Annotated in this window: 16 protein-coding genes and 2 other annotated features (1 of these 18 running past the window's edge); all 16 genes read left to right on the top strand. The window is 46.0% G+C overall.

Going from position 1 to position 16,821, the window contains the following annotated elements:
• Window positions 1-86: a binding site (T-box leader), on the top strand; it begins 147 nt to the left of the window's first position.
• Between the two features lie 77 nt (window positions 87-163).
• The 16 genes from cysE to rpoC all read left to right on the top strand — a co-directional run bounded on the left by cysE (window position 164) and on the right by rpoC (window position 16,745).
• On the top strand, window positions 164-829 hold the full coding sequence (gene cysE, locus ACQCN2_RS22735) for a serine O-acetyltransferase (protein WP_426931254.1): 666 nt from the start codon (window positions 164-166) through the stop codon (window positions 827-829).
• Window positions 810-2,219 carry a cysteine--tRNA ligase gene (gene cysS, locus ACQCN2_RS22730; protein ID WP_426931253.1) on the top strand — a complete coding sequence of 470 codons (1,410 nt, stop codon included), beginning with the start codon at window positions 810-812 and terminating at the stop codon, window positions 2,217-2,219. The genes cysE and cysS overlap by 20 nt, the downstream gene beginning before the upstream one ends.
• Before the next feature lie 12 nt (window positions 2,220-2,231).
• Entirely contained in the window at window positions 2,232-2,642 is a 411-nt protein-coding gene (locus tag ACQCN2_RS22725) for a Mini-ribonuclease 3 (RefSeq protein ID WP_426931252.1), read from the top strand.
• Window positions 2,639-3,394, top strand: coding sequence for a 23S rRNA (guanosine(2251)-2'-O)-methyltransferase RlmB (gene rlmB / locus ACQCN2_RS22720; RefSeq protein ID WP_426931251.1), 756 nt, complete (start codon window positions 2,639-2,641; stop codon window positions 3,392-3,394). The genes ACQCN2_RS22725 and rlmB overlap by 4 nt, the downstream gene beginning before the upstream one ends.
• Window position 3,395: 1 nt before the next feature.
• On the top strand, window positions 3,396-3,920 hold the full coding sequence (locus ACQCN2_RS22715) for an NYN domain-containing protein (RefSeq protein ID WP_426931250.1): 525 nt from the start codon (window positions 3,396-3,398) through the stop codon (window positions 3,918-3,920).
• A 79-nt stretch (window positions 3,921-3,999) separates the two neighbouring features.
• Window positions 4,000-4,659, top strand: coding sequence for an RNA polymerase sporulation sigma factor SigH (gene sigH / locus ACQCN2_RS22710; RefSeq protein ID WP_426931249.1), 660 nt, complete (start codon window positions 4,000-4,002; stop codon window positions 4,657-4,659).
• 373 nt (window positions 4,660-5,032) lie between these two features.
• Entirely contained in the window at window positions 5,033-5,185 is a 153-nt protein-coding gene (gene rpmG, locus ACQCN2_RS22705) for a 50S ribosomal protein L33 (RefSeq protein WP_426931248.1), read from the top strand.
• Between the two features lie 31 nt (window positions 5,186-5,216).
• On the top strand, window positions 5,217-5,432 hold the full coding sequence (gene secE / locus ACQCN2_RS22700) for a preprotein translocase subunit SecE (RefSeq protein WP_426931247.1): 216 nt from the start codon (window positions 5,217-5,219) through the stop codon (window positions 5,430-5,432).
• Between the two features lie 45 nt (window positions 5,433-5,477).
• Window positions 5,478-6,014 carry a transcription termination/antitermination protein NusG gene (nusG, locus tag ACQCN2_RS22695; RefSeq protein ID WP_426931270.1) on the top strand — a complete coding sequence of 179 codons (537 nt, stop codon included), beginning with the start codon at window positions 5,478-5,480 and terminating at the stop codon, window positions 6,012-6,014.
• Window positions 6,015-6,194: 180 nt separating this feature from the next.
• Window positions 6,195-6,620 carry a 50S ribosomal protein L11 gene (gene rplK / locus ACQCN2_RS22690; protein WP_426931246.1) on the top strand — a complete coding sequence of 142 codons (426 nt, stop codon included), beginning with the start codon at window positions 6,195-6,197 and terminating at the stop codon, window positions 6,618-6,620.
• Window positions 6,621-6,719: 99 nt separating this feature from the next.
• Window positions 6,720-7,403, top strand: a complete 684-nt coding sequence (gene rplA, locus ACQCN2_RS22685; protein ID WP_426931245.1) for a 50S ribosomal protein L1 — start codon at window positions 6,720-6,722, stop codon at window positions 7,401-7,403.
• A 48-nt stretch (window positions 7,404-7,451) separates the two neighbouring features.
• Window positions 7,452-7,610, top strand: a sequence feature (ribosomal protein L10 leader region).
• A 74-nt stretch (window positions 7,611-7,684) separates the two neighbouring features.
• Window positions 7,685-8,200 (top strand): 50S ribosomal protein L10, encoded by a 516-nt coding sequence (gene rplJ / locus ACQCN2_RS22680; RefSeq protein ID WP_426931244.1) that lies wholly within the window; start codon window positions 7,685-7,687, stop codon window positions 8,198-8,200.
• Window positions 8,201-8,229: 29 nt separating this feature from the next.
• Window positions 8,230-8,592, top strand: a complete 363-nt coding sequence (gene rplL, locus ACQCN2_RS22675; RefSeq protein WP_426931243.1) for a 50S ribosomal protein L7/L12 — start codon at window positions 8,230-8,232, stop codon at window positions 8,590-8,592.
• A 92-nt stretch (window positions 8,593-8,684) separates the two neighbouring features.
• Complete coding sequence (locus ACQCN2_RS22670) at window positions 8,685-9,287, top strand: class I SAM-dependent methyltransferase (RefSeq protein ID WP_426931242.1); 603 nt, start codon at window positions 8,685-8,687, stop codon at window positions 9,285-9,287.
• A gap of 256 nt (window positions 9,288-9,543) precedes the next feature.
• A complete protein-coding gene (rpoB, locus tag ACQCN2_RS22665; protein ID WP_426931241.1) occupies window positions 9,544-13,083 on the top strand; it encodes a DNA-directed RNA polymerase subunit beta in 3,540 nt (1,179 codons plus the stop codon).
• 29 nt (window positions 13,084-13,112) lie between these two features.
• A complete protein-coding gene (gene rpoC / locus ACQCN2_RS22660) occupies window positions 13,113-16,745 on the top strand; it encodes a DNA-directed RNA polymerase subunit beta' (protein WP_426931240.1) in 3,633 nt (1,210 codons plus the stop codon).
• The last annotated feature ends 76 nt before the right edge of the window (window positions 16,746-16,821 follow it).

The raw sequence follows: 16,821 nt of genomic DNA, 5'->3' as shown, positions 1-16,821 counted from the left end.
CGGGACCCCACCGTTATTGGGAAACGAGCGAGGTCACATTTGTGTGACTTAAGCAGAGTGGAACCGCGGTTTACACCGTCTCTGTGCCTATATGATGTAGGCAATAGAGGCGGTGTTTTTATATTGCCGATTAGGGGTTAACCTTAGAAGGAGGGTCATTTTCATGTGGCAAACTTTTAGAGATGATATAGAAGCTGTATTTGAACGTGACCCTGCTGCGCGCAGTAAGCTTGAGGTCATACTTACCTATGCGGGACTGCATGCGATATGGGGACACAGGATAGCTCATAAGCTGTGGAAAAATGGTTGGTTTATGTTAGCGCGGATTGTTTCACAAACAGCTCGGTTCTTCACCTTAATCGAAATTCATCCGGGTGCTAGGATTGGCAATAAGCTTTTTATCGATCATGGGGCCGGAGTCGTGATCGGTGAAACGTGTGAGATCGGAGACAACGTCACGATCTATCAGGGCGTTACACTTGGGGGAACGGGAAAAGAAAAAGGGAAGCGTCACCCGACAATTGGCAGCAATGTCATCATTGCTTCAGGAGCAAAAGTTTTGGGTTCGTTCAAAATTGGCGATAACAGTAAAATCGGGGCTGGTTCTGTCGTACTTCAAGAGGTTCCGTCGAATTCGACGGTAGTTGGAATTCCAGGTAAAATCGTGGTTCAGGACGGCAAGCGTGTCACGGCTGATTTTGACCACTGTAATATGCCTGACCCAACAGCCGATATGTTGCGTCAGATGCAGAAAGAGATCGAACAACTTCGTCATGAGTTGAACCAAGTAAGGGAGGAAAGAAAGAACAATGAGCATACAGTTATATAATACGTTGACTCGAAGTAAAGAAGATTTTGTCACGATTGAGCCGGGCAAAGTAAAAATGTATGTGTGCGGTCCAACTGTTTATAATTATATTCACATTGGAAACGCTCGTCCGGCGATTGTTTTTGATACCGTGAAACGATACTTGGAGTACCGCGGATATGATGTCACGTTTGTGCAAAATATTACAGATGTAGATGATAAGCTGATTCGGGTAGCCAATGCGGAAGGAACAACGGTTCGTGAAGTGGCTGACCGATATACAGAAGGCTATAATCGTGATCTGCAGTCCTTAAATGTGAAATTGCCGGATATCCAACCGCGCGTCATGCAAACTATGCCGGAGATTATCTCGTTCGTGGAGGGATTGATTGAGAAGGGGTTTGCCTATGAAAGCGAAGGGGACGTTTACTTCCGTACAGGCCGCTTCAACGAATACGGCAAGCTCTCCCACCAGCCGCTGGATGATTTACTGGCGGGTGCACGCATCGAGGTGAGCGAGAAAAAAGAGAACCCGATCGACTTCGCACTCTGGAAGGCTGCCAAAGAAGGCGAGATCTCCTGGGATAGCCCATGGGGTCAAGGACGTCCAGGTTGGCACATCGAGTGCTCCGCAATGGCCCTGAAATTCTTAGGGGACTCCATTGACATTCATGCGGGTGGAACTGACCTGGTATTCCCTCACCACGAGAATGAGATCGCACAATCCGAATGCTTGACAGGCAAACCATTCTCTCGTTATTGGATGCATAATGCCATGCTGAATCTCAATAATGAGAAAATGTCGAAGTCCAAGGGGAATTTCTTGTTACTCAAGGACTTGGTGGCACACTATGGTGGACAGCTGATTCGCTTCTTCTTGTTAACCGGTCATTATCGCAGTCCAATCAACTTTAGTGATGATTTGCTTGAGCAAGCGGCTAACGGACTGGATCGCATCAAGACGGCGTTCGCCAACATCAATCATCGCCAAGGAACAGCTCGTGAAGATGAACCGAATGGTGTGGGAGAGGAACAGAAACAGATCATTGAGGACTTGCGTAATCGTTTCATTCAAGAGATGGACGATGACTTCAATACGGCGAATGCCATTACGGTGTTGTTTGATACCGCCAAAGAAGCAAATCTCTATCTTCGCTATCCGAATGTGGGGGCAGAGGTACTCAAAGCGTATGCTGCTTTGCTCTTGGAATTAAGTCAGGTACTTGGTTTGATCCTCGAGGAACCAACCGCCGATCTGCTTGATGAAGAAATTGAACAACTCATCGTTGAACGGACGGAAGCGCGCAAAGCGCGTAATTTTGCAAGAGCTGATGAAATTCGGGATCTGCTGCAAGAGAAGGGCATCATTCTTGAAGATACTCCGCAAGGAATCCGCTGGCGCCGTAAATAAGGAGTAATGGTGATGATAAAAGAAGAATTGACTCGTGATCCCAAACAATCCAATCCCTTAGCTTGGGCGTTTCTTGGGGATGCTACGTATACGCATTGTGTTCGCTATCATCTTATCGCTCGTGGACTGGTTAAGCCTAATCACCTGCATAAAGAAGCGAAACGATACGTGTCAGCCAAGGCGCAGGCCAATATTCTCTTAAACCTGATGCCGACTTTGACCGAAGAAGAACAATCCGTAGTGAAGCGGGGCCGGAATGCCAAATCTGGCTCCGTTGCCAAGAATGCGGATATTATTGACTATCGACACGCGACAGCCCTCGAGGCTTTAATCGGCTACTTGTACCTGCAAGGGGAAGAGGAACGTATTGCGGAAATCATGTTACAAGCATTTGAGATTGTGGAAGGGGTTCAAGAAGTATGAGTGAAGAATGGATTGTCGGTAAGAATCCGGTGATTGAAGCTCTACGATCGGGTCGAACGATTAACAAGATTTGGATTGCGGAAGGCGCCAACAAGAACCAGATGGGCCCAATTTTTGGTTTAGCCAAGGATAATGGGGTCATCGTGACGACGGCTAATCGCAAGAAGCTGGACCAATTGTCAGGAACGGATAACCATCAGGGCGTAATCGCATCCGTTGCCGCGTATGATTACGTGGAAGTTGAAGATATCCTTGCCCGAGCCCAAGAGAAGAATGAAGTTCCCTTCTTGCTCATTCTCGATGAGTTGGAAGATCCTCATAATCTCGGCTCGATATTGCGTACCGCCGATGCGGTGGGAGCGCATGGTGTGATTATTCCCAAGAGACGATCGGTCAGTTTAACGGCAACGGTTGCCAAAGCATCGGCGGGAGCGATTGAATATGTGCCGGTTGCCCGAGTTACCAATATTGTCAGAACCATCGAGGATTTGAAGGAACAAGGGGTTTGGGTTGCGGGTACTGATGCTTCCGCGAAACAGGATTTCCGTGAAGGCGATTTCACCATGCCGCTTGCACTGGTAATCGGAAGCGAGGGGAAGGGAATCAGTCGATTGGTTCGGGACAACTGTGACTTCCTGTTCAGTTTGCCGATGGTTGGACAAGTTACTTCCTTGAACGCATCTGTAGCGGCTGCCTTGTTGATGTACGAAGTGTATCGCGCGCGAAGTCCTCTCCCGGCTCGGGTGAAGTAGAATGTCACGGAAAAAGGCAAAACAGCTGCTGATTGTCGATGGCTATAATATCATCGGCGCCTGGCCTGATTTACGCGTTTTGAAGGATCAGGACCGGATGGACGAAGCGCGGGATTTGCTGATTTCCAAACTTGCGGACTATCAAAGCTTCTCAGGGATCCAAGTGATTGTCGTCTTTGACGCTTATACCGTTCCAGGCATTGGCCGGAAACAAAGCGATTACCAGATCGAGATTTTCTTTACCAAAGAAAAAGAGACGGCAGACGAGAGAATTGAGAAGCTTGTTCACGAGTTTTACGAGAAAAATCGACAAATTTACGTGGCGACGTCGGATTATACTTCTCAACGAGTGATATTTGGTCAGGGAGCTTTGCGCAAGTCTGCGCGGGAGTTGTTGTTAGAAATCGAAAGCGCGGGGAAGGAAATCGTAGAAAAAGTGAAAGAGACAAATGAAACTCGCTTTACATCACGAATTCCCCTCAATGATGAAATAGCGAAAATATTCGAAAAATGGCGAAGGGAATAAACGGCAGATTGGTTGACGCTTTTTTATGGGGTCTGTATAATTATTGATAGCATGGAAAGTGAGTTTCGGAGGGATGAAGGTGAGTGTTGATCTCAAGGAACAGCCGATAAAACAGCATACACAATACGACCTGATGTCCGATGAAGAAGTAGTAGACCTGGTCAGAGACAACGACGCCGAAGCCCTAGAGTATCTGATTAACAAATATAAGAACTTTGTGCGAGCAAAGGCTCGTTCTTATTTTTTGATCGGAGCAGACCGTGAAGACATTGTACAAGAGGGAATGATCGGGCTGTACAAGTCGATTCGCGATTTTCGAGGGGATAAGCTGACATCGTTCAAGGCGTTTGCCGAATTGTGTATTACTCGACAGATTATTACCGCAATTAAGACAGCAACCCGCCAAAAGCATATTCCGCTAAATTCTTATGTTTCGTTGGACAAACCTATCTATGACGAAGATTCTGATCGCACCTTGCTGGATGTGATTTGCGGAACCAAGGTGACAGATCCGGAAGAATTGTTTATCAATCGCGAAGAGTTTGATGATATTGAAGGAAAGATGAGTGAGATTTTGAGTGATTTGGAACGACAAGTCTTGATGCTCTATCTGGATGGTCGGTCCTATCAGCAAATCGCCGTCGACCTCAAACGTCACGTCAAATCGATAGACAATGCCCTGCAACGGGTGAAACGCAAATTGGAGCGGTATTTAGAAGGAAGAGAGATTAATCTGTAGCGGCAGAGACTCTCTCTTTTTTATTTTCGCATAGATTAAGTTTGTTTGATTGATCAACCTGATTAAATTGTGTTATAGTTAGATTCTTGCTAAAGGAGAAAACTCCTGTCTCATCCGTTATTTTTATTTATAGCTAAGCTGATTTCTGGATATTGTGACAGGTTTTCCTAGAAGCGTAGAACGATATATGTATAATTTGTCAAGATGTTTTGTTGACACAAAAGTGTGGGATATGATAAATTATTTAAGTGGCCATAGAACTGATTCTATGGTTACTTCTTTGGAATCGACACGAAAAAAAGTAGCGGTTTTTTCTGTGTGATTTTTTGTATTCTCTTTTTTAAAATAGGTATGAGATGAGATGGAGGTGGCAATGATGCGAGTAAATATTACATTAGCGTGCACTGAATGCGGTGAACGTAACTATATCTCCACCAAGAACAAACGTACGAATTCAGAACGCATCGAACTGAAAAAGTACTGCTCCCGTGACAAGAAACAAACTGTCCATCGCGAAACGAAGTAATGGTGGAAGCAACCATTCTGGGGGTGGCACTATGAGTTTCCTTTCGAGAATTGGATCCGGATTTCGCCGGACAGGTGACTTCTTTGGTGACGTTTGGTCTGAGTTGAAGAAAGTTCGTTGGCCGAATCGCAAAGAGTTGTTAAACTACACATCTGTAGTTGTTGTTACTGTGATTCTGTTGGCGATATTCTTCTTTGTGATCGACTTGGGCATCTCTCGCTTGATCGATCTGATTTTGGGTAAGTAATATTCGAAACCTGGGAGGGACGGACGGATTAACGTCCTTGTGGATATGGAAAAAGCGTGGTATGTAGTTCATACTTACTCTGGGTATGAAAACAAGGTGAAAACCAATCTGGAAAAACGCGTTGAATCGATGGGTATGGAAGACAAGATCTTCCGCGTTTTAGTACCGACTGAAGAAGAAATTGAAACGAAAGACGGGAAGAAGCGCACCGTTACGAAAAAGGTGTTTCCAGGTTACGTCCTTGTTGAGATGGTGATGACCGACGATTCTTGGTATGTCGTGCGGAATACCCCTGGAGTGACTGGCTTTTTCGGATCCACAGGAGCCGGTTCTAAGCCGACAGCGCTGCTTCCTGGAGAAGCAGAAGCGATTCTTCGCCAAATGGGGATCGAAGCACCGAAAATCAAGGTCGATTTTGCTCTGCGCGATATGGTCCGAGTAAAGGAAGGTCCCTTTGCAGGCCGTGCCGGAGAGATCATCGAGATTCAACCAGACAAACAAAAAGTTCGCGTACTTGTCGATATCTTTGGGCGTGAAACCCCAGTGGAGCTAGACTTTACGCAAGTTGATAAATTGGATTAGGAATCATCTTGAAAAATATCATTTGATGTGATACATTTCAATTTGGTTCTGGAATCTGCAGTAATACATTGCGGTTCCCGTACTCTCACTGTTTAATAGAGGTCTTTTACATAAGACTTTCTGGAAAGTGGGAGGGGGTAATCCCCCGCATAACCACATTCGTTGAAGGAGGTGTCTTACGTGGCTAAGAAGGTTATCCGCGTAATTAAACTACAAATCCCAGCAGGTAAAGCGAACCCTGCACCTCCAGTAGGTCCGGCTCTCGGTCAAGCTGGTGTTAATATCATGGGCTTCTGCAAAGAGTTTAATGCTCGTACTGAAAGCGAAGCTGGTATGATCATTCCAGTAGAAATTACTGTATTTGAAGATCGTTCCTTCACTTTCATCACGAAAACTCCACCTGCAGCAATTCTCTTGAAAAAGGCTGCTGGTATTGAGTCTGGTTCTGGTGTACCGAACAAGACTAAAGTTGCTACTTTGAAGCGTGATAAAGTTCGCGAAATCGCGGAATTGAAACGTCCTGACCTGAACGCAGCTGATGTTGAAGCAGCTATGCGCATGGTTGAAGGTACTGCTCGTTCCATGGGTATCGTGATCGAAGACTAATTGTCTGTCGCTTGTTGTTCCGTTGCAGGGATACGCTATGGTATCCCTGTACTGTGGGAGGATTAAACCGCTACGACCACATTGAAGGGAGATTGAATCATGCCGAAACACGGTAAAAAATATCAAGAAGCTCAAAAGCTTGTCGATAAGACAAAAGTTTATGAAGTTCAAGAGGGTCTTGAGCTCGTTAAACAATCTGCGAAAGCTAAATTCGACGAAACTGTTGAAGCAGCATTCCGTTTGGGTGTAGACCCTAAACGTGCTGACCAACAAATCCGCGGTGCAGTAGTACTGCCTAACGGAACTGGTAAAGTACAACGCGTACTTGTATTCGCTAAAGGGGAAAAAGCAAAAGAAGCAGAAGCTGCTGGCGCTGATTTCGTAGGCGAATCCGATATGATCGCAAAAATCCAAGGTGGCTGGTTCGAGTTTGACGTAATCGTAGCTACTCCGGATATGATGGGTGAAGTAGGTAAATTGGGTCGTGTACTCGGTCCTAAAGGCCTCATGCCAAACCCTAAAACAGGTACAGTTACTTTCGACGTAACCAAAGCTGTGAATGAAATCAAAGCTGGTAAAATCGAGTACCGTGTTGACAAAGCTGGTAACATCCACGCTCCAATTGGTAAAGTATCTTTTGATACTGAAAAATTGGCAGAAAACCTTGCTGCATTGACTGACGCTCTTAACCGTGCGAAACCAGCAGCAGCTAAAGGTGTTTACATGAAAAATGTATCTATCAGCTCTACTATGGGCCCTGGTGTTCGTGTAGCTGTAAAATAATAACACTTGATTTCCCCTTGGGAAGTTGATATGATAGAACACGTTGATTAAATAAACAATGCTTTGCCGTAGACAGAAGGTGCAGCGTCTTGTACAAGACCTGCTTAAAATCCCTCCGAGGCCTATGATTAGATGATAGGAACCCTGTGTTCTGAATCGGATATGAATGCCCTCGTTTGTCTGCGAGGGCATTCTCTATTTTTCAGGCTTGGAGCACTGTTCGGGTGAGTGAACACGAACTTGAATAATGGTCTAAGGATTTAAGCACGGGAGGTGTAACAATGGCAGAAATTCGTCCAACCGTAATTCGTGAAGAAAAAGTTCAAGTGGTTAGCAACATCGCGACTAAATTGCGTGAAAGCCAAACAACAGTAGTTGCTGATTACCGTGGTTTGACTGTTGCGCAAGTTACTGAACTTCGTAAACAATTGCGTGAAGCTGGTGTTGAGTTCAAAGTTTACAAAAACTCTTTGGCTCGTCTGGCTACTGCACAAGAGGGATTGTCTGAATTAGACCAATATCTTCTTGGACCAAACGCAATCGCAACAAGTAAAGACGATTTGATCGCGCCTGCTAAGATTTTGGCTAACTTCGCTAAGAAGAATGACAAGCTCGAAATCAAAGGTGGCGTAATCGAAGGTAAAGTAGTAAGTGCTGAAGAAATTCAAACACTTGCTTCCCTACCATCCCGCGAAGGCTTGTTGTCCATGCTTCTCAGCGTACTTCAAGCACCAGCTCGCAACTTCGCCCTTGCTGTTAAAGCTGTGGCAGAACAAAAAGAAGGCCAAGGCGCCTAATCTGTATAAACGAATAGGAGGATTACAAAATGAGCAAAGAGCAAATCTTAGAAGCCATTAAAGGTATGTCCGTTCTTGAATTGAACGATCTTGTTAAAGCAATTGAAGAAGAATTCGGTGTTACTGCTGCTGCTCCTGTAGCTGTAGTTGCTGGTGGTGCTGGTGAAGCTGCTGCTGAGCAAACTGAATTCACTGTTAACCTCGTTAGCGGTGGAGCTTCCAAAATCAACGTTATCAAAGTGGTTCGCGAACTTACTGGCCTCGGCTTGAAAGAAGCAAAAGACCTCGTTGACAACGCTCCAAAAACTCTTAAAGAAGGCGTTTCTAAAGATGAAGCAGAAGCGCTTAAAGCTAAGCTTGAAGAAGCTGGCGCACAAGTTGAAGTTAAGTAATTACCTTCTTCATATGAAGAAATCCCCTTGTCGCATGACAGGGGGTTTCTTTCTATCCTCTATCTAACTCCTGTTTGAAAGGTGTGCAAGCATTGACGAATCACTACTACACCAACCGTCCGGATACTCCCCATGACATTCAACGATTTACTTTTGACCTGCGCGGGTTTACGCTTCAGTTTCAAACGGATTCGGGTGTATTTTCTCGCGAGCGCATAGACTTTGGAAGTGTGCTTTTAATCGAAACGATGCAATTTCAAGAACATGCCAAGATTCTTGATGTTGGCTGCGGGTACGGGCCGATGGGTCTGACTGCCGCGAAACTAGCCTCTCAAGGAAAAGTAACGATGATTGATGTCAATGAACGGGCTGTTGCTCTTGCGCGAGAAAATGCAGAGCTTAATCACATCCGAAATGTGGAACTTCTCGTTAGTGATGTATATGAAGCTGTGAAAAGCAGAAAGTTTGATTGTATACTCACCAATCCACCGATTCGTGCGGGGAAAGAAATTGTCCATCGGATTTTTAATGAAGGATATGATTTGTTGGAGGACGGCGGCGAGATGTGGGTGGTTATTCAGAAGAAGCAAGGTGCGCCTTCTGCACTGAAAAAGCTGCAAGAGGTCTATCAGGAAGTGGAAGAGGTAGAACGTAGTAAAGGATACTTCATTTTCCGCGCAAAGAAAATAATATAAAATCTCTCTTGACGTTAATTTTCGCTTGTGATAGCATTATAAAATGTCAATATGGGTTCATTGTCTAATTTAAGAAATTCCTAATTTGTCAACCTGTTTTTTTCTTTTTTAAGTAAGGGAGGAATGCAGGTGTAAGAATATGGGAATTCTTTTAGAATAGAGATTTATTGCTTAAAAATGAGGTTACCACTAACCCATTTTTATTTTTGTGTGAAAAACGAAGTGTGTAGTAACACAAACATGAGGGGTGAATGAGTTGGCAGGAAAACTGATTCAAAGCGGCCGACACCGCCAGCGTCGTACGTATTCTCGTATTAACGAAGTGCTGGGTCTACCAAATTTGATTGAGATTCAGCAAAAATCCTACCAATGGTTTTTAGACGAAGGTCTTCGCGAGATGTTCCAAGATATTTCGCCGATTCAAGACTTTACTGGAAATCTTGTGTTGGAGTTCATTGATTATAGTTTGGGTGAGCCCAAGTACGACGTAGACGAATCCAAAGAGCGCGATGTTACTTACGCGGCTCCTCTGCGCGTAAAAGTGCGTCTTTTCAACAAAGAGACTGGCGAAGTGAAGGAACAAGAGGTATTCATGGGAGATTTCCCACTGATGACTGAGACAGGTACCTTCATTATCAACGGGGCAGAGCGTGTCATTGTAAGTCAGCTTGTTCGTTCCCCTAGTGTTTACTATAACACGAAAGTAGATAAGAACGGCAAGCAGACGTTTACAGCAACAGTCATCCCGAATCGTGGTGCATGGTTGGAGCTCGAAACGGACGCCAAAGATATTATCTATGTTCGAATTGACCGTACCCGTAAGATTCCGGTAACGGTACTTCTGCGTGCGCTTGGATTTGGTTCGGATGTAGATATCCTTAACCTGTTGGGTGAAGATGAATACGTAAAGAACTCTCTTGAAAAAGACAACACGGACTCTACGGAGAAAGCGTTGATCGAGATTTATGAGCGTCTTCGTCCAGGTGAACCGCCAACAATCGATAATGCGAAGAGCCTATTGGTTTCTCGTTTCTTCGATCCAAAACGCTACGATCTGGCGTCTGTTGGTCGTTACAAAATGAACAAGAAACTTCATATTAAAAATAGATTGTATAACCAACGCCTAGCTGAAACCCTGGTGGATACTCGTACAGGTGAAATTATCGCAGAAGCAGGTCAAATCATTGATCGCCGCTTACTGGACCGTATCTTGCCAGCGTTAGAAGAAAGTGTTGGCTTCGTTGACGTTCGTACACATGGCGGCGTTCTTGAAGAGGAAGCAATCCACCTACAATCCATTAACATCTTCTCTCCAATTGAGGAAGGCAAGATTATCAAGGTTATCGGTAATGGACAAATCGATAAAAACGTAAAACATATCACACCTGCTGATATCGTAGCGTCCATTAACTATTTCGTTGACTTGCTGCATGGTGTAGGAACAACAGACGATATCGACCACTTGGGTAACCGTCGTTTGCGTTCTGTAGGGGAATTGTTGCAAAACCAATTCCGTATCGGTTTGTCTCGTATGGAGCGTGTTGTTCGTGAACGTATGTCCATTCAAGACCAAAATCAAATCACACCGCAAGCATTAATTAACATTCGTCCTGTTATTGCGGCAATCAAAGAGTTCTTTGGAAGCTCTCAGTTGTCTCAGTTCATGGATCAAACCAATCCGTTGGCTGAGCTTACGCATAAGCGCCGTCTCTCCGCACTGGGTCCTGGTGGTTTGACTCGTGAGCGCGCTGGTTTCGAAGTCCGCGACGTTCACCACTCTCACTATGGACGTATGTGTCCAATCGAGACGCCGGAGGGTCCAAACATCGGTTTGATCAACTCCTTGTCTTCGTTTGCTCGAATTAACGACTATGGCTTCATCGAGACTCCTCGTCGTCGAGTAGATGCAGAAACAGGCCAAGTATTGCTCGATATAGACTACTTGACTGCTGATGAAGAAGACGTGTTCAACGTTGCTCAGGCAAACCAACCATTGGATGATAACGGATATTTCGTTAACGAGATGGTTCTCTGCCGTCGTAAAGGTGAGAACTTATTTGTTCCACGCGATAAGGTCGACTTTATGGACGTATCACCGAAACAGGTCGTATCTGTTGCGACAGCATTGATTCCATTCCTCGAAAACGATGACGCTAACCGTGCGCTCATGGGTTCCAACATGCAGCGTCAAGCGGTACCACTCTTGATTCCGCAAGCTCCGTTTGTAGGAACGGGAATGGAACATAAAGCCGCTCAAGACTCAGGTGTTGCCGTTGTTGCAAAATGGCCTGGTCAAGTCGAACATGTATCCGCTCGTGAAATTCGCGTGCGCCGTTATAAAGAAATCGATGGCAAGAAAGTAGCCGGAGATTTGGATAAATACAAGCTGCACAAGTTTATCCGTTCCAACCAAGGAACTTGTATCAACCAACGTCCAATTGTGAAAAAAGGCGATTGGATCGTACCAGGTGATATCATTGGTGATGGACCATCTACAGAGAAGGGCGAATTGGCTCTTGGACGTAACGTAATTGTTTCCTTCATGACGTGGGAAGGTTACAACTACGAGGATGCGATCCTTCTAAGTGAGAAACTGGTAAAAGACGATGTGTATACTTCCATTCACATTGAAGAGTACGAATCTGAAGCTCGTGACACCAAGCTGGGTCCAGAAGAAATCACGCGTGATATCCCGAATGTGGGCGAAGACGCATTGAAGAACCTGGATGAACGCGGAATTATCCGTGTCGGTGCAGAGATTCAGGATGGAGATATCCTTGTTGGTAAAGTTACGCCTAAAGGTGTAACGGAACTGACAGCTGAAGAGCGCCTCTTGCATGCGATCTTCGGTGAAAAAGCTCGTGAAGTGCGTGATACCTCCTTGCGTGTACCGCATGGTGGCTCCGGTATCATCGTAGACGTGAAAGTATTTACACGTGAAAACGGCGATGAATTGCCTCCAGGTGTTAACCAATTGGTTCGTGTCTACATTGCACAAAAACGCAAAATCTCTGTAGGGGATAAAATGGCGGGTCGTCATGGTAACAAAGGGGTAGTTGCTCGTATCATGGCGGAAGAAGATATGCCATTCTTGCCAGATGGCTCCCCTGTTGAGATCGTCTTGAACCCGTTGGGCGTACCGTCGCGTATGAACATCGGTCAGGTGTTGGAAACACACTTGGGTATGGCAGCGAAGATGCTGGGCATTCATGTTGCGACACCAGTTTTTGACGGAGCTCGTCAAGAAGATGTGTTTAAGACACTGGATGAAGCAGGACTTGATCGTGATGGAAAAACCATTTTGTTTGATGGTCGTACCGGAGAACCGTTTGACCGCCGTGTAACCGTTGGTTGCGTGTATATGCTCAAACTGGCTCACTTGGTTGACGATAAAATCCATGCTCGTTCCACTGGACCGTACTCGCTTGTTACGCAGCAGCCGTTGGGTGGTAAAGCTCAATTCGGTGGACAGCGTTTCGGGGAGATGGAGGTTTGGGCGCTTGAAGCATACGGAGCTGCCTATACACTTCAAGAGATTCTCACAGTGAAATCCGATGACGTTGTGGGTCGTGTGAAAACATACGAAGCGATCGTCAAAGGTGAGAACGTACCAGAACCAGGCGTTCCTGAATCCTTCAAGGTATTGATTAAGGAATTGCAAAGCTTAGGTATGGACGTGAAGATCCTCTCTGGGGATGAGAAAGAAATTGAGATGCGCGAAACCGACGACGAGGACGAAGGTACAGGCGAAAAGCTGAATCTCGTGCTTGAAGGCGGAGGCTTGGACGAAGAGTAAGATTCCGGTACAAAGGGAGGTAACGCCCTGTGATAGACGTGAATAATTTTGAATACATGAAGATTGGTCTGGCTTCCCCAGAAAAAATTCGTTCTTGGTCTTTTGGTGAAGTGAAAAAGCCAGAAACCATTAACTACCGTACACTCAAACCGGAAAAAGACGGTTTGTTCTGCGAGCGTATCTTCGGTCCAACGAAGGACTGGGAGTGTCATTGCGGTAAGTACAAACGTGTTCGTTACAAAGGCGTAGTTTGTGACCGATGCGGAGTTGAAGTAACTCGCGCCAAAGTTCGTCGTGAACGTATGGGTCATATCGAATTGGCAGCGCCAGTGTCTCACATCTGGTATTTCAAAGGGATTCCAAGCCGTATGGGACTTGTTCTTGACATGTCCCCTCGTTCCTTGGAAGAAGTTATCTACTTCGCATCCTATGTGGTAACGGATGCAGGAGATACCCCGCTTGATAAGAAGCAACTTCTTTCCGAAAAAGAATACCGCAACTATCGTGAGAAGTACGGCTATTCTTTCCAAGCGATGATGGGGGCAGAAGCAATTAAGCGTTTGCTTGCTGAAATCGATTTGGATAAAGAAGTAGAGTTTTTGAAAGAAGAGCTCAAAACGGCTCAAGGACAACGCCGTAACCGTGCGATCAAACGATTGGAAGTGTTGGAGGCGTTCCGTAACTCTGGCAACCGTCCTGATTGGATGATCATGGATGTTCTGCCGGTTATTCCACCAGAACTTCGTCCAATGGTTCAATTGGATGGCGGACGTTTTGCTACTTCCGACTTGAACGATTTGTATCGCCGTGTCATTAACCGTAACAACCGTTTGAAGCGCCTGCTTGAACTGGGTGCACCAGACATTATCGTGCAAAATGAAAAACGCATGCTGCAAGAAGCGGTAGACGCGTTGATCGATAACGGCCGCCGTGGTCGCCCTGTAACAGGTCCTGGTAACCGTCCGCTCAAATCTTTGAGCCATATGCTCAAAGGTAAACAAGGTCGTTTCCGTCAGAACTTACTCGGTAAACGTGTTGACTACTCTGGTCGTTCTGTTATCGTCGTAGGTCCAAACCTGAAGATTTACCAATGTGGTTTACCAAAAGAAATGGCTCTGGAACTTTTCAAGCCGTTTGTTATGAAGGAACTGGTGTCCAAAGGATTGGCGCACAACATCAAGAGCGCGAAACGCAAAGTAGAGCGCGTTCAACCAGAAGTTTGGGATGTTTTGGAGGAAGTAATCCGTGAACATCCAGTTCTGTTAAACCGTGCCCCTACCCTTCACCGTTTGGGTATCCAGGCATTTGAACCAGTGCTTGTTGAAGGACGTGCAATCCGTTTGCACCCACTCGTTTGTACAGCGTATAACGCTGACTTCGACGGTGACCAAATGGCGGTTCACGTACCGCTCTCTGCAGAAGCTCAAGCAGAAGCGCGTATCCTGATGCTCGCTGCTCAGAACATCTTGAACCCGAAAGACGGTAAGCCGGTTGTTACGCCATCTCAGGACATGGTTCTCGGTTCCTACTACTTGACGCTTGAACGCGAAGGCGCAAAAGGGGAAGGTACAGTTTACCGCGATCCTGCCGATGCGATCGCCGCTTATCAAAATGGATACATTCACTTGCAAACACGCATTGCCGTGCCAGCAAGCAGCTTGAAGAAAACGTCCTTTACACCTGAACAGGAGAAGGCGCTTCTGGTAACGACTGCGGGTAAAGTGATCTTCAATGAAATCTTCCCGCCGGAATTGCCGTTTATTAACACGCCGAGCAAAGATAACTTGGCAAACAAAGTACCTGATGAGTACTTTATTTTTGAAAAAGGTACAAACGTAAAAGAATTCATCAAGGCAATCCCTGAAAACTCCGCTGTGAAAAAAGGTTTCTTGGGAACTATCATTGCGGAATGTTTCCGCCGCTTTGGAACCACTCAATCGTCCATCATTTTGGACCGAATTAAAGAGTTGGGCTTCACTTACTCTACCAAAGCAGGGATTACCATCGCGGTTCATGACATCGTTGTACCTGAAAAGAAAAAAGAAATCCTTGCGGCTGCCGACGAGAAAGTGGCAACGGTACAAACGCAATATCGCCGTGGTTTGATTACGGAAGACGAGCGTTATGACCGTGTTATCTCCATCTGGTCCAAAGCGAAGGACGAAGTTACTGAAGTATTGATGAAGTCGATGGATAAATTTAACGCGATCTTCATGATGGCTAACTCTGGTGCCCGCGGTAACGTATCGCAGATTACCCAGCTCGCCGGTATGCGTGGTCTGATGGCCAACCCATCCGGTCGAATCATTGAGTTGCCAATCAAATCCAACTTCCGTGAAGGTCTGACGGTATTGGAGTACTTTATCTCCACGCACGGTGCGCGTAAAGGTTTGGCGGATACGGCTCTTCGTACAGCGGACTCCGGTTACTTGACTCGTCGTCTGGTTGACGTAGCGCAAGACGTAATCGTACGTGATATCGATTGTGGAACCGATAAAGGTATCCGCGTTAGCGCAATTCGCGATGGTAAGGAAGAGATCGAAAAATTGTCTGATCGCTTGACTGGTCGTACGTGCTTCGAAACCGTACGCCACCCAGAAACAGGCGAAGTCATGGTTAGCCGTAACGAAGAGATTACGGAAGAAATGGCTGAAGAGATTGTTCGTGTCGGAATTAAAGATGTTTATATCCGTAATGTCTTGGCTTGCCGTACCAGCCACGGTGTCTGCAAACGTTGCTATGGACGCAACCTTGCAACAGGCGCAGAGGTTGAAATCGGTGAAGCAGTTGGTATCATCGCCGCTCAGTCCATCGGGGAACCTGGAACACAGCTCACCATGCGTACGTTCCATACCGGTGGGGTTGCCGGAGACGATATCACGCAAGGTTTGCCGCGTATTCAAGAGTTGTTTGAAGCGCGTAACCCGAAAGGTCAAGCCGTTATCTCTGAAATTGACGGGGAAGTTATCGATATTCGTGAAGGTAAAGACCGCCGCGAAATCGAAGTGCGCGGAGAAGCAGAGAACAAAGTCTATGCTGTTCCTTACGGTTCCCGTGTAAAAACTTCCGTTGGTACAAAAGTAAGTGCGGGTGATGAGTTGACCGAGGGTTCTGTTGATCCGAAGGAAATGCTCAAAGTTCGCGGATTGCGCGGTGTTTCCAACTACATCCTCCAAGAGGTACAGAAGGTATACCGTATGCAAGGGGTAGAAATCAACGACAAGCACGTTGAGGTTATGATCCGTCAGATGCTGCGCAAACTTCGTGTTGCTGACAGCGGAGACACTGATCTGTTGCCAGGCTCCTTCGTGGAAACCCATGAGTTTGAGAAAGCCAATGCTAAAGTTCTCATGGAAGGAAGAAACCCAGCGGTTGGTCGCCCAGTATTGCTTGGTATTACCAAAGCATCCCTGGAAACTGATTCCTTCTTATCGGCAGCGTCCTTCCAAGAGACAACTCGTGTCTTGACTGATGCCGCGATCAAAGGAAAAGTGGACCGCTTGCTTGGTCTCAAAGAGAACGTTATTATCGGTAAGCTGATTCCTGCAGGTACTGGTATGTCTCGTTACCGCAATACCAAAGTCCTTACAGCAGAACAGCAACAAGAGTTGTTAGATGCTCAGGAGTTAGAATCTCGTGAAACCGTAACAATGGCAGAATAATGCTTAGGAGAAGACGCCTCTCATAACACGGAGGTGTCTTCTCTCAAATATTTTTACAAACTTTTTTTAAATAGAG

This window comes from Brevibacillus ginsengisoli, from assembly GCF_050113715.1.
In the GTDB taxonomy this organism is placed as follows: domain Bacteria; phylum Bacillota; class Bacilli; order Brevibacillales; family Brevibacillaceae; genus Brevibacillus_H; species Brevibacillus_H ginsengisoli.
This window is presented reverse-complemented; position numbering and strand designations above follow the sequence as displayed.